The following is a 14,981-nucleotide window of genomic DNA, read 5'->3' as shown; positions in this document are numbered from 1 at the left end:
GCCGCTGCACCTGCTGCCGCGCCGGCCGCTGCACCTGCTGCTGCGCCGGCGTTCACAGCCGCTGCCTGGGGACCGGCCGTCGCCAACACGCCCCGGCCTGCTCCCGCAGCCTGGGGACCGGCCATCCAGCCTGATGCTCCCGCTGCCCCCGCGATGACCGTTGCGGCGCCCCCGGCTCCGGCAGGCCCCGCCCCGGGACCGCAGCCTGCAGCTGCGCCGTCGCCCGCTCCCGTCCAAGTGTCTCCGACCCCCGCGCCGGCACCCGCGCAGGCCGTCCCGACAGCGCCCGCCGCGGCGGCGCCGGCGCCTGCCCGGGCGCCGCAGCCCGGCCCCGGCCCGGCGTCGCCCTACGAGGACATCCCGTACTCGGACGAGGAACCGGCCGACGAATGGGAGACCCCGCCGGATCCGGGCCGGAGCCGGCCGATGAGCCGCTACCAGCAGCTGCTGAACCAGGCCAAGGCCGCCGAGGCCCGGCAGGCAGCGCAGGCTCCCGGCGTCGGTGAAGGTCCCAAGCGTGGCCTAAACTTGAGCTACGTCGAGGATGTCCCCAGCGATGACGACGAAGCAATCGAGGATTCGAACCTGGTGGGACGTGCCGCCATCGAACGCATTCTGGGCGGGCGCCTGATCGAGGAGCGCAGCCTCGATGCATCCTAAATGTCAGGAGATTGAGGTTCAGTGTACGAAGGCGCCGTCCAGGAGCTGATTGACGAGCTCGGCCGCCTGCCCGGCATCGGCCCCAAATCCGCCCAGCGCATCGCGTTCCACATCCTGGAAGCGGATCCGGAGGAGATGAAGCGGCTGGTCGACGCCGTCGTCCACGTCAAGGAACGGGTCAAGTTCTGCAGCATCTGCGGCAACATTTCCGAGCAGGAGACCTGCAGCATCTGCCGCGACCCGCGCCGCGATCCCTCCGCCATCTGCGTGGTCGAGGAGTCCAAGGACGTCATCGCCATCGAGCGCACCCGCTCCTTCCGGGGCCGCTACCATGTGCTCGGCGGGGCCATCAACCCGATCGCCGGTGTCGGCCCCGAGCAGCTGCGTATCCGCGAACTGCTCAACCGCCTCTCCGACGGGCAGATCCAGGAGATCATCATCGCCACGGATCCGAACCTCGAGGGCGAGGCCACCGCCACCTACCTGGCCCGGATGCTCAAGACCATCGGCATCACCGTCAGCCGGCTGGCCTCGGGACTGCCGGTGGGCGGGGACCTGGAGTATGCGGACGAGATCACCCTCGGCCGGGCCTTCGAGGGACGGCGCAACCTGACCTGAGCAGGATCCGCGCGGGCCTCAGTCCTCGGTATCCCGGGGGTAGTCGTCTTCGTCGATGCCGGGAATACCGATGGCCTGTTCCAGCCGGTCCGCTTCGGAGCCTTCCTCCACCGCGCGGCCTGACTGCGGCACACCCCGGCCGGCCACGCTCCGTTCCGGAAGCTGCTGTTCCAGCCGGTCGGCCTCGGACCCCCCGGGCAGCACCGGAGCCGTCCCCTCGGTTTCGACGTCCTCATCCACCTCATCGGGTGAAACCGGCAGCTGCTGTTCAAGCCTGTCCGCTTCGTAGGCTTCCTGCAGCGGTTCATCGGCTGGACTGACCACGTTCCCCTCCTCTGCTGGCGGGCGGAACCTTCCGCGACCCCTTAACCATAAGCAGGCTGGGCACATTCGGCTACCCGCAGCGGCGGCACCGCCGCTGCCGGCCGTCATAACGGAACCGCCGATTCGGAGCCGCCGCGGTCGCGGCGCTAAACTCTTCTTGGTCGGCCGTACAGATGCCACGGTCCCGGCAGACCTTTGTCCGATCCCCACCGGCGTCCGCACGGCATGGCTGGAGCCCCAGCAATGCGTTAGGGCCGCATGCCAGGAGTTGTTAAGAGAGCGTGTACGCATGAGCTTGATAGTGCAGAAATTTGGCGGTTCCTCCGTATCGGACGCCGAAGGCATCAAGCGCGTGGCCAAACGCGTGGTCCAGACCCAGGCCGCCGGCAACGAAGTGGTCGTGGTGGTCTCCGCCATGGGTGACACCACCGACGAGCTGCTGGACCTGGCCGCGCAGATCACCGGCGACGCCTCGGCGCGCGAAATGGACATGCTGCTCAGCGCCGGCGAACGCATCTCGATGTCCCTGCTGGCCATGGCCATCCACGAGCAGGGTGCCACGGCCCAGTCCTTCACCGGCAGCCAGGCGGGCATGATCACCGACGCCATCCACGGCAAGGCGCGCATTATCGACGTCTCCCCGCACCGGATCCGCACCTGCCTCGAGCGCGGGGAGATCGCCATCGTGGCAGGCTTCCAGGGCATGAGCCAGGAAAGCAACGACATCACCACGCTCGGCCGCGGCGGCTCCGACACCACGGCGGTGGCCCTGGCCGCGGCACTGGATGCAGATGTCTGCGAAATCTACACGGACGTGGACGGCGTCTTCACCGCCGATCCGCGCGTGGTGCCCAGTGCCCAGAAGATTGACAGGATCTCCAGCGAGGAAATGCTGGAGCTGGCCGCCTCGGGCGCCAAGATCCTGCACCTGCGCTGCGTCGAATACGCCCGGCGTTTCGGCGTGCCGCTGCACGTGCGCTCGTCCTTCAGCACCAACGAGGGAACGTGGGTGCTGCCCAGCCCCGACGACAAGATCAAGATTCAAGAGGGAGAACCCTTGGAACAGCCCATCATCTCCGGTGTTGCCCACGACCGCTCCGAGGCCAAGGTTACGGTCCTCGGCGTGCCCGACGTCCCCGGCAAGGCGGCCGAGATCTTCGGCATTGTCGCCGGCGCGCACTCAAACATTGACATGATCGTCCAGAACGTCTCCACCAAGGGCTCGGGCAAGACGGACATCTCCTTCACCCTGCCGATCGTGGAGGGCAAGGACGCCCTGGAAGCGCTGAAGGCCGCCCAGGAGCAGGTCGGCTTCGAAAGCATCGACTATGACGACCAGATCGGCAAGCTCTCGCTGATCGGCGCGGGCATGCGCTCCAACCCGGGCGTGTCCTACCGGTTCTTCCAGGCCCTGCACGAGGCCGGGGTGAACGTGGACATGATTTCCACCTCGGAGATCCGCATCTCCGTGGTCACCCACGCGGACCTGCTGGACACGGCCGTCCGCGCGGTGCATGGCGCCTTCGACCTCGACGGCGAAGGCACGGCGACGGTCTACGGCGGCACCGGCCGCTAACCACCGTCAGACCGCTAACCACCGTCAGACACAGACAACGACGGCGGTGCCGGGCTTCGCGGCCGGCACCGCCGTCGTTGTTCCGTCCGCGCTCAACCGCCGGCGGTCTCCATCCCGGTATCGTGGCGCTTGCGGATGGCATACGTGTGGCCTTCCTCGTCCCGCTCGATCTCGAACTCCGCGAGCTCGGCCTCGGAGGCGCTCTCGTACTCGTCGTGCTTGTGGACCACGGGCGAGTCAAAGTCCGACCTGTCCGCAGGCCCCCACACGTTCCGGGTCTTTTCGGTCATCTGCATGAAGCGCTGCAGGAAACCGGTCTTTCCGGCCATCTGAATCACCTCCCATCAGGTGGCGTCCATGGCCTCATTTTAGCTCGGATTGCCCCGGAGGGCATGATAAAATGCGCCCCGGTCAGCGCTTGGGCACAATATAGGTACTGCCGTCGGGTCGCTTGACAGTCTCCCACTGGGTGGCTTCGGCCTCGCGCTGCTTCAGCAGCTGCCGGTTCTCCTCCGACATGGGGTGGTCCACCCCGCTCTTCTGGGCCGGGCCGAAGATCATCCGCAGCTTGCCCGTGAGCTCCATCAGCCGTTCTACCATGGGCTTCTTTCCTGCCATCGTGCGGCCCTTTCTCCAGCAGTGCTCCGGTGGACGGTTCAACATGTCCATAATACACTAAATGTTAGTGCACTAATTATTCGGATGGATGTGATCGCGTGGCTTCACCGGCCGTTGAAGAAGACCTCCTGCTCGAGCACCAACTGTGCTTCGCGCTCTCCGTGGCCTCCCGGAGCGTGGTGGCGGCCTACAAGCCGGTGCTCGACAGGCTGGGCCTGACCCACCCGCAGTACCTGGTCATGCTGGCGCTGTGGGAGCACAGCCCGCGCACGGTCAAGGAGCTGGGCGAGGTGCTGCTGCAGGAACCGGCGACCCTCTCCCCCATGCTCAAGCGGCTCGAGGCCGCCGGCCTGGTCACACGCAGCCGGGTGGCCGGCAACGAGCGGGCCCTCGCCGTCGGGCTCACCGAGGCGGGCACCGCGCTGCGCGGCCAGGCACTCTCCGTGCCGGGCACCATGCTGGAGCGGCTGGACCTGGACCGTGACGGCGTGCGCGAGCTGAACGCCGCCATGCGCCAGCTGATCCGCGCCGCCCAGCAGGCAGTCGCGTCCGACTAATCCACCCCGCCAGGGATATGGGGCGTTAGGGGATGTTGACCGTCAGGACAGTGGACGCCCCCGCGCCGAACCTGACCACGCCGGTCCAGCTGCCGCTCTCCAGGCCGTTCCACCGGGCCCGGACCTCGCCGGTCTGGCCGTTGGCCAGTTCCAGCGGATCCGGATCCACCCGCAGGTTGCCGGCATCGCCCGAGACGGCCACGCTGTGCAGGGTCGCCGTGGAGCGTCCGGACGCATCCCCGGCGTCATACAGGTGGGCCACCACCGTGTAGATGCCGGCCGCGGGAGCGGCCAGCACCAGTTCCTCGTTGGAGCCGGCGTTGGCCTGGCTGAACTGCTCGCCGGACGGGGTCAGCACGTACAGGTCCCAGTCCGAGCCCTCGGGCGCGCCGCTGATGGCCATCCGCGCCAGCGCGGCGCCGTCCGGCACCACCAGGCGTGACACCAGGGCGCTGGCGTCGGTGACGGCGCGGGGGTCCTGCGTGCGCTCCCCGGTCAGGGAGTCGGCCTTGGCCAGGCCCTCCACGCTGAGGTCCACCGGGTCATTGGTACCCGATTCCACCTCGATGACGGCCTCGCCCTCGGCTTCGGCCGGGTCCACGCTCACGCTCTCCGGGGCGCGGACGGCGACCGGCCGCACGGCCACCGGCGAGGTGACGGTATTGCCGGCACCGGACCAGGTCAGCTCGCCCATGGCGAATTCGCCGAAGGCCGCGCCGGCGTTCCTGAAGGTGACGGTGAATTCCGCCTTGTCCCCCTCGCCCAGTTCCAGCACCGCCGGCTCGACCATGACCTCGATGCCCGGCACTTCGGCCGTGGCGGTGTAGCGGCCGGCCTCCAGCGCGGTGACGGTCCGGGTCACGGACACCTCGCCGACCAGGGAGCCGAGGGCGAACGAGGGCACGTTGGCATTGCGCGGTTCGATATTGAACTTCGGGTCCAGGCCCAGGTTGATGCCGGCCCCCTGCAGGAACCCGGCCCACTCCCTGGCCCCGGCGTCGTAGACCAGCCCGGGGCTGGCCATCCGGCGCGGGTCCACCTCGCCGGCGCCGGTGGCGAACTTGTCATGGTCAACCGAGCCGTCCTCGGTCACCAGGTCCGAGGCGGTGGTCATCAGCGCGGACTTGACCACCGCGGCGGACCAGCCGGGGTTCTTCGCCAGCAGCAGGGCGCCCAGGCCCGCCACCTGGGGCGAGGCCATGGAGGTGCCGGACAGGAAGCCGAACTGCTCGCCGCCGTTGGCCGGGGACACCCCGGCCAGCACGCCCACGCCCGGGGCGGCCAGGTCCGGCTTGAGCAGGTCCGAGCCGACCGCCGCGGACGGGCCGCGGGAGGAGAACGCGGCCATCTGCGGGATCGGGCTGTCCGGCTCGCCGGTGGTGTCATGGTCCACCAGCGACGCGGTCAGCTCCGGATCCGCGGCGACCTGCTCCACGATGGCCGGGTCGTTGATGTGCACGGTGGGCACCGCGTGCAGGTCCAGGTCCAGCGAGTTCGGCGTCATGTTCACCAGCACCATGCCCACGCCGCCGGCCTGCTTGACCGCCGCGGACTTGTCCACGCGCGGGATGACCCCGCGTTCGCAGACCACGATCCTGCCCCTGACCTTGGCCTCGTCCAGGCGTCCCGGAAGGCAGAGCCGGGCATCGACGGCCTCGTCCGTGCCCGGGTTGCCGTCATCGGCCACCGGCGCCTCGCGCGAGAGCACGATGGGCGCCTTTTTCACTTCCTTGTTCATGATGGATGCGCCCCGGTACTTGGTGCCGTCGGAGAGCTCCACCGTGCCCTGCAGTTCATTGGAGAAGGTGCTGGCCCCGACGGTGGTGATCCAGGGGGCGCTGTGGTTGACCGTGCCGGCGGCGGGGCCGGAGTTCCCGGCCGAGGCGGCCACGAACACCCCGGCCAGGGAGGCGTGCAGGAAGGTCATCGAGACCGGGTCGCTGACGGAGTCATTGTTGCCCGAAATGGAATAGTTCAGCACGTCCACGCCGTCGCGGACGGCCTGGTCGATGGCCGCGACGGCGGCGGAGCTGTAGCAGCCGCTGGCGGCCGCGTTGGCGGCCTCCCAGCAGATCTTGTAGACGGCGATCTTGGCCGCCGGGGCGACGCCGGCCCCGGTGCCGAACTTGCGCCCGGCCACCTCGGTCCTGACCTTCGAGTTGCCCGCGGCGGTGCTGGCCGTGTGCGTGCCGTGGCCCTGGACATCCAGCGGCGAGAGGGACTCCTTCTCGCTCTTGCCCCCGGCGGCCGGATCCTGGAGGAACTCCTCGGCATAGTAGCGGGCGGCGAGCACCTTGCTGTTGCATTCGGTGCCGGCGAACCCCGAGCCGGGCTGGCCGGCTTGGCATTCGCCCTTGAAGATGCTGCCATCGGCCTTGAGCATGGCGATCCGGCCGTCGGCATCCAGGTAGGGCTCGCCCACCTTGGGCTGCTGCTTGCCGCCCAGCTGCCTGACCTCGGCGCCGTCGAAGAACGGATTGTCCGGGACGTAGCCGGTATCCAGGACCCCGACCACCGTGCCGGCGCCGGCCCGCTTGTCCGAACCGAACTGCTCCTTCCAGACGCCGTCGCTCCCGGTCAGCTGCAGGTAGTCGGCACTGGAGTAGTCCGGCTGGAACTTCTCGTCCTTGGCCACCACGGCGACGCCGGAGGCCTTGGCCAGCGCCGCCGCCTGCAGCCCGGTCAGGTCCGCCACGAAGCCGTTGGCCGCGGTGGTGAAACGGGTGCGGATTTCCACGCCCTCGGACTCGGCCAGCTGTTCCTGTTCCTGTTCCAGGTGCTGCTGGTACTTGCGGGCCGTCGGGCTCTCGATGTCCAGCCGCTCGCCCTTGTCCGGCTTGGTGGCCGGCATGCCGGCCACGCCGCCGTCGTAGGTGGCCAGCGGGTCCGCGGACATCAGGACGATGTAGCGGCCATCCTCGTACAGCTCGGGCATCTTCTCCAGGTCCGCCTGGGCCGCCGCCCCGGAACGTGCGTCCGCGGACGGGGCGGCAGTGGCCGCCATCCCGAACGGGACCGTCAGGGGTATGCCCAGGGCCAGTGCGACGGCGGCGCGCACCCGCTGCCTGCGCACAAAGCGTATGCCTTGCGTTCTCATGGGAGGTGGCGCCTTTCATCGTTGCCGGAACCGGACCGGTCAGGTTCCGTCCCCAGACTTAGTGTGAGCCCAAAATACTCTATTCGGGAACCTCGCAGAAGGTATTCAGGCACGTCAGAGGCTCCATGTCGGGCCCCTGGCGCCGCAGGGCCGCGCCCCGCGTGGCATGCAACCATTGACCATCACAAGGGGGGATAATATGCGTTTCCGTGCGCTCCCCTGCGTCAAAGTGTGCCGTCCTGCGATAATGGGGGCATGCGCCAGTCCCCGTCCGTCCGACCGGACGTCCTGCCTGCCAGCCGGTGGGTGCCCCGCGCCGAGGCCTACCGGCGCCGGGCCGCGCGCTACACCGAGGCCTACCTGGCCCGCCGCTCCGCCGGGCACAGGCATCCGGTGGAGGATTTCCTCTTCACCTACTACACGCACAAGCCCGGCCAGCTGCTGCGCTGGCACCCGGGGCCCGGCGTCGTGCTCGCCGGGGACGAGGCCCGCGGGCGGGCCGGCTGGAAGTACTACCGCGCGCTGACGGCCGCGGAACGGCAGGCCGCCGGGCTGGCCGGCGACGACGCCGCGGTCACCTTCGATGCCGCGCGCTTCCTGGCCGACCGGGCCGCCACCGTGGACTTCGTCCGCATCATCCTGGCCGGCACGGCGTCGCGGCCGGCGCGGTTTGCCTGCTTCGGGCTGCACGAATGGGCCATGGCCTACAAGTCGGCGGTCAACGGCATCCGCCACGAGTACCTGGACCTGCGGCTCGGCGCCGAGGGCACGGACGCCGTGGTGGAGTCGAGCCGGATCGGCTGCTCGCACTTCGATGCGTTCCGCTTCTACGCCCCGCAGGCGGTGCCGCTGAACACCCTGCAGCCCACCCGGGAAACCCAGCGCCTGCTGGAGCAGCCCGGCTGCCTGCACGCCAATATGGACCTGTACAAGTGGGCGTACAAGCTCACGCCCGCGGTGCCGGGCGAACTGCTGCTGGACTGCTTCGAGCTGGCGTGGCGGATCCGGGAAATGGACATGCAGGCCTCGCCGTACGATCTGTCCGGCTGGGGCTACGAGCCGATCGAGATCGAGACGGCCGCGGGGCGGGCGCGCTATGCTGCAGCCCAGCGGGCCTTCGCCGCCGAGGCCCAGGTGCTGCGCGGCCGGCTGCTCGAAACTCTGGAGGCGGTGCTGGCGGCAGCACCGGATGACCGGGCGGGTGAAGGACCATGATGCGCAGGCAGGGCCGGCAACTGGGCCGGCAACAGGTATGGCTGAGGGCTGCCGCCGCGGCCGCCGGGCTGGCAGTGCTGCTGGCCGGCTGCGGCGACCCGGACGGGCCGGGCGGGCAGGCCGGGTCCCCGCCGGCCACGGCACCGACCGGACCGGCGCCGTCGTCCCCGCCGCCCCCGGGCCCGGCACCCGCCCCGGACCAGCCGACGCGACCGACCCAGGGAGTCGACGTGACCGATGCCAAGCTGAAGATCGTGCTGTCCACCCAGGGGGTCCAGGGCAGCACCGAGCAGATCCTCGAATGCGTCGACTCGCGGCCCACCGACGCCTCCACCGTCAGCGATCCGGCGGCTGCCTGCGAGGTGCTGGCCAAATCCGGCGAGGCGGTGTTCTTCGCGCTGCCGGATCCCAACCGGATGTGCACGCAGCAGTACGGCGGGCCGCAGAAGGCGCGGGTGACCGGCACGCTGGACGGCAAGCCGGTGGACAAGGAGTTCTCGCTCACCGACGGCTGCCGGATCGCCGAATGGCAGGCGATGCAGCCGCTGTTCGGCAGCTTCGGCCCGGAAGTCTAGCTGTCCTGCGGATGCTTGGGGCCGGGCCGGCGCAGCTCGCGGTCGCGCTTGATTTTCTCCGCGACCATGCGGGCGAAGCCGGCCACCACCGCGGCGGCCAGGAACGGGATCAGCAGTGACTTGGGTCTCTCGGCCATGGGCCTATGGTATAGGCCTATAGAATGGGACTGCCCAGCTTCCCTGGAAGATCCACACTGTCCCAAGCACAGGAGTTACCGGATGCCCCGGATCATTGTTGATGTCATGCCCAAACCCGAGATTCTCGACCCGCAGGGCAAAGCAATCGCCGGGGCGCTGCAGCGCCTGGGCCAGACCGGGTTCAGCGCCGTCCGCCAGGGCAAGCGGTTCGAACTGACCGTGGAGGGCGAGGTCACCGAGGAGATCCTCGAGCAGGCCCGGCACGCGGCCGACACGCTGCTGTCCAACCCGGTGATCGAGGACGTCACGCGCGTCGAGGTCGTCAAGGACGCGACCATCGGAGTCGGCGAGTAATGAGCGAGACCCCCCTGATCGGCGACTTCCCGCCCGCTCCCGATGCCGGCCTGTCCGGGGCCCGGATCGGCGTCATCACCTTCCCCGGCACCCTGGACGACGTCGACGCCGCCCGCGCGGTGCGGCTGGCCGGCGGCACCGCCGTCAGCCTCTGGCACGGCGAGGCCAGCCTGCAGGACGTCGACGCGGTGATCCTGCCCGGCGGCTTCTCCTACGGCGACTACCTGCGCGCCGGCGCGATCTCCCGCTTCGCCCCGGTGATGGAACGGGTCATCGACGGCGCCAAGGGGTCGCTGCCGGTGCTGGGTATCTGCAACGGCTTCCAGATCCTCACCGAGGCGCACCTGCTGCCCGGCTCGATGATCAAGAACAACCACCTGCACTTCATCTGCCGCGACCAGACGCTGCGGGTGGAGAACAACGGCACCGCCTGGACCTCCGACTATGAGGCCGGTTCCGAGATCGTGGTGCCGCTGAAGAACCAGGACGGCCAGTACGTGGCCGACGAGAAGACCTTGGACGAGCTCGAGGGCGAGGGCCGGGTGGTTTTCCGCTACGTGGACGTGAACCCGAACGGGTCCCGCCGGGACATTGCCGGCATCAGCAACGCCGCCGGCAACGTCGTCGGCCTGATGCCGCACCCCGAGCACGCGGTGGAGGCCGGCTACGGCCCCGATTCCTCGGCCTTCGGCCCGGTCGACGTGCGCGGCGGCACCGACGGGCTGGGCATTTTCACCTCTGTTTTGAAGAAGATCGTAGGGGCCAACTGATGACCGACCTTAACCAGCGAGTCCAGAGCCGGCTGGAGACCCCGGCCGAGGCCAGGAACGAGCACGGGCACGACCTGGGCGGGCCGGCCGCCGCCGTCGAGCAGATCGAGGGCCGCAAGTTCAACATCGACACCGTCGAGCACGCCGCGGCCACCCCGGACACCCCGCTGCCCTGGGCCGAACTGGGCCTGAAGGAAGACGAGTACAACCGCGTGGTCGAGATCCTCGGCCGCCGCCCCACCGCCGCCGAGCTGGCCATGTACTCGGTGATGTGGAGCGAGCACTGCTCCTACAAGTCCTCCAAGGTCCACCTGCGCCAGTTCGGCGAGAAGGTCACCGAGGACATGAAGAAGGACATGCTGGTGGGCATCGGCGAGAACGCCGGCGTCACCGACCTCGGCGACGGCTGGGCCGTGACCTTCAAGGTCGAGTCCCACAACCACCCCTCCTTCGTGGAGCCCTACCAGGGCGCCGCCACCGGCATCGGCGGCATCGTGCGCGACATCATTTCCATGGGCGCCCGCCCGGTGGCCGTGATGGACCCGCTACGCTTCGGCGCGATCGACCACCCGGACACCGCCCGCCTGGTCCACGGCATCGTCTCCGGCATCGGCGGCTACGGCAACTGCCTGGGCCTGCCGAACATCGGCGGCGAGGTCGTCTTCGACTCGGTCTACCAGGGCAACCCGCTGGTCAACGCCCTGGCCGTGGGCGTGATGCGGCACGAGGACATCCGCCTGGCCAACGCCTCCGGCGCCGGCAACAAGGTGGTGCTCTTCGGTGCGCGCACCGGCGGCGACGGCATCGGCGGCGCCTCGGTGCTGGCCTCGGAGTCCTTCGACGACTCCAAGCCGGCCAAGCGCCCGGCAGTGCAGGTGGGCGACCCGTTCGCCGAGAAGGTGCTCATCGAGTGCTGCCTGGAACTGTTCAAGGCCGCCGTGGTCGAGGGCATCCAGGACCTCGGCGCCGCCGGCATTTCCTGCGCCACCTCCGAGCTGGCCTCCAACGGCGACGGCGGCATGCACATCGAGCTGACGTCCGTGCTGCTGCGCGACCCGACCCTGACCCCGGGCGAGATCCTGATGTCCGAGTCGCAGGAACGCATGATGGCCGTGGTCAAGCCGGAGAACGTCGAGGCGTTCGAGGAGATCCTGGCCAAGTGGAACGTCGAGTACTCCTGGCTGGGCGAGGTCACCGGCACCGGCCGGCTGATCATCGACTGGGACGGCGAGACCATCGTGGACGTGGACCCGCGCACCGTGGCCCACGAGGGCCCGGTCTACGAGCGCCCGTACCACCGGCCCGAGTGGCTCGACGGCGTGCAGGCGGACTCCTTCGCCGGTGAGCGGCCCTCCTCCGGCGAGGAGCTCAAGGCCGCCGTGCTGGAGCTGATGTCCTCGCCGAACATGTGCTCCAAGGACTGGATCACCAACCAGTACGACCGCTATGTGCGCGGCAACACCGCCCTGGCCATGCCCGACGACGCCGGCGTGGTCCGCGTGGACGAGGCCACCGGCATGGGCGTGGCGCTGTCCACCGACTGCAACGGCCGCTACGCCTACCTGGACCCGTACGCCGGCGCCCAGCTGGCCCTGGCCGAGTCCTACCGCAACGTCGCCACCGCCGGCGCGGTGCCGATGGCGGTCACCGACTGCCTGAACTTCGGCTCCCCGGAGGATCCCGAGGTCATGTGGCAGTTCGCCGAGGCCGTGCGCGGCCTCTCCGACGCCTGCATGGCCCTGGGCGTGCCGGTCACCGGCGGCAACGTCTCGCTGTACAACCAGACCGGCGGCGTGGCCATCCACCCGACCCCGGTGGTGGGCGTGCTGGGCAAGTTCGACGACGTCGCCCGCCGCACCCCGTCGGGCTGGCGCGAGGACGGCCAGGCCATCTACCTGCTGGGCACCACCCGCGACGAGCTGGACGGCTCCGAGTGGGCCAACCTGCGCGGCCACCTCGGCGGCAGGCCCCCGGCGCTGGACCTGGCCGCGGAGAAGCTGCTCGGCGAGCTGCTGGTCAATGCCTCCCGCGACGGCATGGTCGACGCCGCGCACGACCTCTCCGAGGGCGGCCTGGCCGCGGCGCTGTCCGAGATGGCGCTGCGCTTCGGCGTCGGCGCCCGGGTCGGCCTGGACGAGATGTGCGAGCGCGACGGCGTGGACCTGTTCACGGCGCTGTTCTCCGAGTCCCAGGCCCGCGCCGTCGTCGCCGTGCCGCGCAGCGAGGAGGTGCGCTTCAAGGACATGTGCACCGCCCGCGGTTTCGCGCACATCCGCATCGGCGTGGTGGACGCCGAGAACCAGGCGCTGGACTTCCAGGGCCACTTCAGCCTGCCGCTGGCCGAGCTGAAGGACGCCCACGAGGCCACCCTGCCGAAGCACTTCGCCTAGCCCTCCCCTCCCCCACGTCGACGACGCAGAAGGTGCCCTCCCAGGCCTGGGAAGGGCACCTTCTGCGTCGTGAACCGGGAGAGCCGGGAGGGGCGGGAGCGCTAGGCGACGGTCATTTCGCCCATCCGGTCCCAGTCCTGGCCGTCGATCTGCCGGCTGATGATCCGGGGGGTTTCCTGCAGGTACTGCGGCTGCTCGGCGATGGCCTTTTTGAAGTGCCCGCTGTTCACGTGCACCTCGCCCGCATCGTCCTTGAACGCCTCGACCAGGACGTACTCGTGCGGGTCCTCGACGCTGCGCGACCAGTCGAACCAGAGGTTCCCGGGCTCGGCGCGGGTGGCCTCGGTGAAATCCTTCACCAGCTGCGGGAAGTCGTCGGCGTATTCGGGCTTGACCTTGAATTTGACCACGATGAAAATCATGGTTCCATCCTGCCAGATGCCAGCGTCCGGGCGGCGGCCAGGTACCTGCGGGTGACCAGCCGCTGGCAGGCCGAGGCCACCGGGGCTCCGGCGGTGTAGAACCAGTTGGCGTGGCGGCTGAAGGCGAAGAGCTCGAACCAGACCGTCCCGTCCGGTTCCAGCACGGCCGTGAAGCTCTCCTCCCCCGCTTCCGGATGGCCGGGCAGGGTCCCGTAGCCGAAGCCGGTCCGGCGCCGCCCTGCGGATGCCTGGTCCTCCTCGGCCCAGACCACCTCGCAGGGCACCGGCAGCCTGAACGGGCCGGCCCCGAACCCGGCGGTGATCCGCACGCCCGCAGCGGCCCGCGGCGCCGCCGGGTCCACCCGCAGCCCGGCCAGCCGGTGCAGCTGCCAGCCCATGATCCCGGCGGCCAGCCCGGCATAGGCCCGCTCCCCGCTGCCGACGGCGATGCGGTGCCGGGCCACCCGGTAGCCTTCCGGCGCGCGGTGCTCCCGGGTCCAGCCGTGCGCGGCGTAGGTCAGCTCCCCGGGCGGGATCCTCACGGATGGTCCTGGAGCAGCTGCAGCTCCTCCTGCACGTCCGGGTCCTCGGGCCGGGCCTCGGCCAGGTGGCGCTGGATGGCCAGCGCTTCCTCGCGCCGCCCGAGCGCCCGCAGGCTGCGGGCCACCGCCCAGCGCGCCCGGTGCACCTGGTCCTCGCTGCCGTGGGCCCGGGCGGCGTCCTCGGCCAGCCGGAACTGCTCGTAGGCCCCCGGGTAGTCGCCCTTGTCCATCATCACCCAGCCCAGGTTGGTGTACAGGTCGATGGCGCATCGGTGCACCCGCTCGTCCTCCGACCGGTACAGGATGGCCAGCGCCCGGGCCGTCTGGTCCCAGGCATGGCGCTGGTCCGCCACCGCCGCCATGTGCAGGCTGTCCACGGCCAGGAAATGGTGCCCGATGTCCTCGGCCCGGCGGGCGGCTTCCTCGAACAGCGGCAGCGCCTGGCCGGGCTTGCCGCTGGCGTGCAGCACCCGGCCGCGCTCGAGCAGCACCCGGACCCGGACCACCGGCTCCTGGTCCTCGATCTGCTCGAGCATGTCCAGCGCTTCGCTGTGCCGGCCCTGCATCCCCACCGCCCGGGCAATCTGGGTGGCCAGTTCCTGCCGGTCCGCCGGCAGCGCGAACCTGTTGGTGTCCGCCTCCCTCAGGCGCTGCTCGGAGGCCTGCGGATCCGCGAAGTCCCACAGTTCGTCCAGCCGTTCCTGGGGAATCACCGGCCCTCCTCCGCCAGCCGCCGCCAGCCCAGCGCCTCGCGGTCCTGCCGCGGCAGCCTCTCCACCACCAGGTCGTAGGAGTCCTCGATCATGTCGCGGACCATCGAGTCCGCCAGCGCCCCGTCCAGGCGCACCCCGTTCCAGTGTGTCTTGTTCAGGTGCCAGGCGCCGGTGATTTCGGGATGGACGGCGCGCAGCTGCCGGGCCAGGACGGGCTCGCACTTGAGGCTGACGGTCAGCGGCTCGGCGGCCAGGTCGGAGAGCGCGAACATGCGGGCCGGGCCGGCACCGGCCCTGACCTTGAAGACCGAGAAGTCCGGCCCGAAGGGGAAGTCCTCGAAGGCTCCCGGCAGCGAGAGGCAGAACGAGCGCAGGGCGGATCCGTCCACAGGCTCGAGCCTACTCCCGGGGC

18 protein-coding genes are annotated in these 14,981 nt (G+C 70.0%); 9 read left to right on the top strand and 9 right to left on the bottom strand.

Annotated features, from left to right (window positions below; all coding sequences use genetic code 11):
• The first annotated feature begins 237 nt into the window (after positions 1 to 237).
• Together HGG74_RS22115 and recR are read left to right on the top strand one after the other, a co-directional pair.
• Positions 238 to 660: a hypothetical protein gene (locus HGG74_RS22115; RefSeq protein ID WP_312856776.1), complete on the top strand. Its 423-nt coding sequence runs from the start codon at positions 238 to 240 to the stop codon at positions 658 to 660.
• Positions 661 to 681: 21 nt separating this feature from the next.
• Positions 682 to 1,278, top strand: coding sequence for a recombination mediator RecR (gene recR, locus HGG74_RS07210; RefSeq protein ID WP_168485690.1), 597 nt, complete (start codon positions 682 to 684; stop codon positions 1,276 to 1,278).
• An 18-nt stretch (positions 1,279 to 1,296) separates the two neighbouring features.
• Here recR and HGG74_RS07205 read toward each other — a convergent pair whose 3' ends face one another.
• Entirely contained in the window at positions 1,297 to 1,602 is a 306-nt protein-coding gene (locus HGG74_RS07205) for a hypothetical protein (protein WP_168485689.1), read from the bottom strand.
• Between the two features lie 289 nt (positions 1,603 to 1,891).
• On the opposite strand from HGG74_RS07205, the gene HGG74_RS07200 reads away from it, so the two are divergent.
• Positions 1,892 to 3,178 (top strand): aspartate kinase, encoded by a 1,287-nt coding sequence (locus HGG74_RS07200; RefSeq protein WP_168485688.1) that lies wholly within the window; start codon positions 1,892 to 1,894, stop codon positions 3,176 to 3,178.
• A 92-nt stretch (positions 3,179 to 3,270) separates the two neighbouring features.
• Here HGG74_RS07200 and HGG74_RS07195 read toward each other — a convergent pair whose 3' ends face one another.
• On the bottom strand, positions 3,271 to 3,507 hold the full coding sequence (locus tag HGG74_RS07195) for a hypothetical protein (protein WP_168485687.1): 237 nt from the start codon (positions 3,505 to 3,507) through the stop codon (positions 3,271 to 3,273).
• A gap of 82 nt (positions 3,508 to 3,589) precedes the next feature.
• Positions 3,590 to 3,778 carry a hypothetical protein gene (locus HGG74_RS07190; protein ID WP_168485686.1) on the bottom strand — a complete coding sequence of 63 codons (189 nt, stop codon included), beginning with the start codon at positions 3,776 to 3,778 and terminating at the stop codon, positions 3,590 to 3,592.
• A 116-nt stretch (positions 3,779 to 3,894) separates the two neighbouring features.
• Between HGG74_RS07190 and HGG74_RS07185 the strand changes: the two genes are divergently transcribed.
• Positions 3,895 to 4,353: a MarR family winged helix-turn-helix transcriptional regulator gene (locus HGG74_RS07185; RefSeq protein ID WP_168485685.1), complete on the top strand. Its 459-nt coding sequence runs from the start codon at positions 3,895 to 3,897 to the stop codon at positions 4,351 to 4,353.
• 25 nt (positions 4,354 to 4,378) lie between these two features.
• Here HGG74_RS07185 and HGG74_RS07180 read toward each other — a convergent pair whose 3' ends face one another.
• On the bottom strand, positions 4,379 to 7,450 hold the full coding sequence (locus tag HGG74_RS07180; RefSeq protein WP_205761530.1) for a S8 family serine peptidase: 3,072 nt from the start codon (positions 7,448 to 7,450) through the stop codon (positions 4,379 to 4,381).
• Between the two features lie 255 nt (positions 7,451 to 7,705).
• Between HGG74_RS07180 and HGG74_RS07175 the strand changes: the two genes are divergently transcribed.
• Positions 7,706 to 8,665, top strand: coding sequence for a 3-methyladenine DNA glycosylase (locus HGG74_RS07175; protein WP_168485684.1), 960 nt, complete (start codon positions 7,706 to 7,708; stop codon positions 8,663 to 8,665).
• Positions 8,662 to 9,240: a subtilase-type protease inhibitor gene (locus HGG74_RS07170; RefSeq protein ID WP_168485683.1), complete on the top strand. Its 579-nt coding sequence runs from the start codon at positions 8,662 to 8,664 to the stop codon at positions 9,238 to 9,240. Before HGG74_RS07175 ends, HGG74_RS07170 begins: the two co-directional genes overlap by 4 nt.
• Here HGG74_RS07170 and HGG74_RS07165 read toward each other — a convergent pair.
• Entirely contained in the window at positions 9,237 to 9,377 is a 141-nt protein-coding gene (locus HGG74_RS07165) for a hypothetical protein (protein ID WP_168485682.1), read from the bottom strand. The two genes, HGG74_RS07170 and HGG74_RS07165, sit on opposite strands and share 4 nt — an antisense overlap.
• Before the next feature lie 82 nt (positions 9,378 to 9,459).
• On the opposite strand from HGG74_RS07165, the gene purS reads away from it, so the two are divergent.
• Genes purS through purL form a run of 3 tightly spaced genes read left to right on the top strand, consistent with a single transcriptional unit; the run spans position 9,460 to position 12,892 of the window.
• Positions 9,460 to 9,732 (top strand): phosphoribosylformylglycinamidine synthase subunit PurS, encoded by a 273-nt coding sequence (gene purS, locus HGG74_RS07160; protein ID WP_168485681.1) that lies wholly within the window; start codon positions 9,460 to 9,462, stop codon positions 9,730 to 9,732.
• Positions 9,732 to 10,502, top strand: a complete 771-nt coding sequence (gene purQ / locus HGG74_RS07155; RefSeq protein WP_168485680.1) for a phosphoribosylformylglycinamidine synthase subunit PurQ — start codon at positions 9,732 to 9,734, stop codon at positions 10,500 to 10,502. The genes purS and purQ overlap by 1 nt, the downstream gene beginning before the upstream one ends.
• On the top strand, positions 10,502 to 12,892 hold the full coding sequence (purL, locus tag HGG74_RS07150) for a phosphoribosylformylglycinamidine synthase subunit PurL (RefSeq protein WP_246262727.1): 2,391 nt from the start codon (positions 10,502 to 10,504) through the stop codon (positions 12,890 to 12,892). The genes purQ and purL overlap by 1 nt, the downstream gene beginning before the upstream one ends.
• A 101-nt stretch (positions 12,893 to 12,993) precedes the next feature.
• Here the strand turns inward: purL and HGG74_RS07145 are convergent, their stop codons facing one another.
• The 4 genes from HGG74_RS07145 to HGG74_RS07130 are packed head-to-tail and all read right to left on the bottom strand — an operon-like array spanning position 12,994 to position 14,958.
• A complete protein-coding gene (locus tag HGG74_RS07145; protein WP_168485679.1) occupies positions 12,994 to 13,314 on the bottom strand; it encodes a putative quinol monooxygenase in 321 nt (106 codons plus the stop codon).
• Positions 13,311 to 13,856 carry a DUF1990 domain-containing protein gene (locus HGG74_RS21905; protein WP_168485678.1) on the bottom strand — a complete coding sequence of 182 codons (546 nt, stop codon included), beginning with the start codon at positions 13,854 to 13,856 and terminating at the stop codon, positions 13,311 to 13,313. The genes HGG74_RS07145 and HGG74_RS21905 overlap by 4 nt, the downstream gene beginning before the upstream one ends.
• Positions 13,853 to 14,569, bottom strand: a complete 717-nt coding sequence (locus HGG74_RS22110; protein ID WP_168485677.1) for a tetratricopeptide repeat protein — start codon at positions 14,567 to 14,569, stop codon at positions 13,853 to 13,855. Before HGG74_RS22110 ends, HGG74_RS21905 begins: the two co-directional genes overlap by 4 nt.
• Positions 14,566 to 14,958, bottom strand: coding sequence for an MmcQ/YjbR family DNA-binding protein (locus HGG74_RS07130; RefSeq protein WP_168485676.1), 393 nt, complete (start codon positions 14,956 to 14,958; stop codon positions 14,566 to 14,568). The genes HGG74_RS22110 and HGG74_RS07130 overlap by 4 nt, the downstream gene beginning before the upstream one ends.
• Positions 14,959 to 14,981: the final 23 nt, after the last annotated feature.

The organism is Arthrobacter mobilis (assembly GCF_012395835.1).
Lineage (GTDB): Bacteria > Actinomycetota > Actinomycetes > Actinomycetales > Micrococcaceae > Crystallibacter > Crystallibacter mobilis.
Note: the sequence above shows the minus strand (reverse complement) of the source record. Positions and strands in the feature narration are given on the sequence as shown.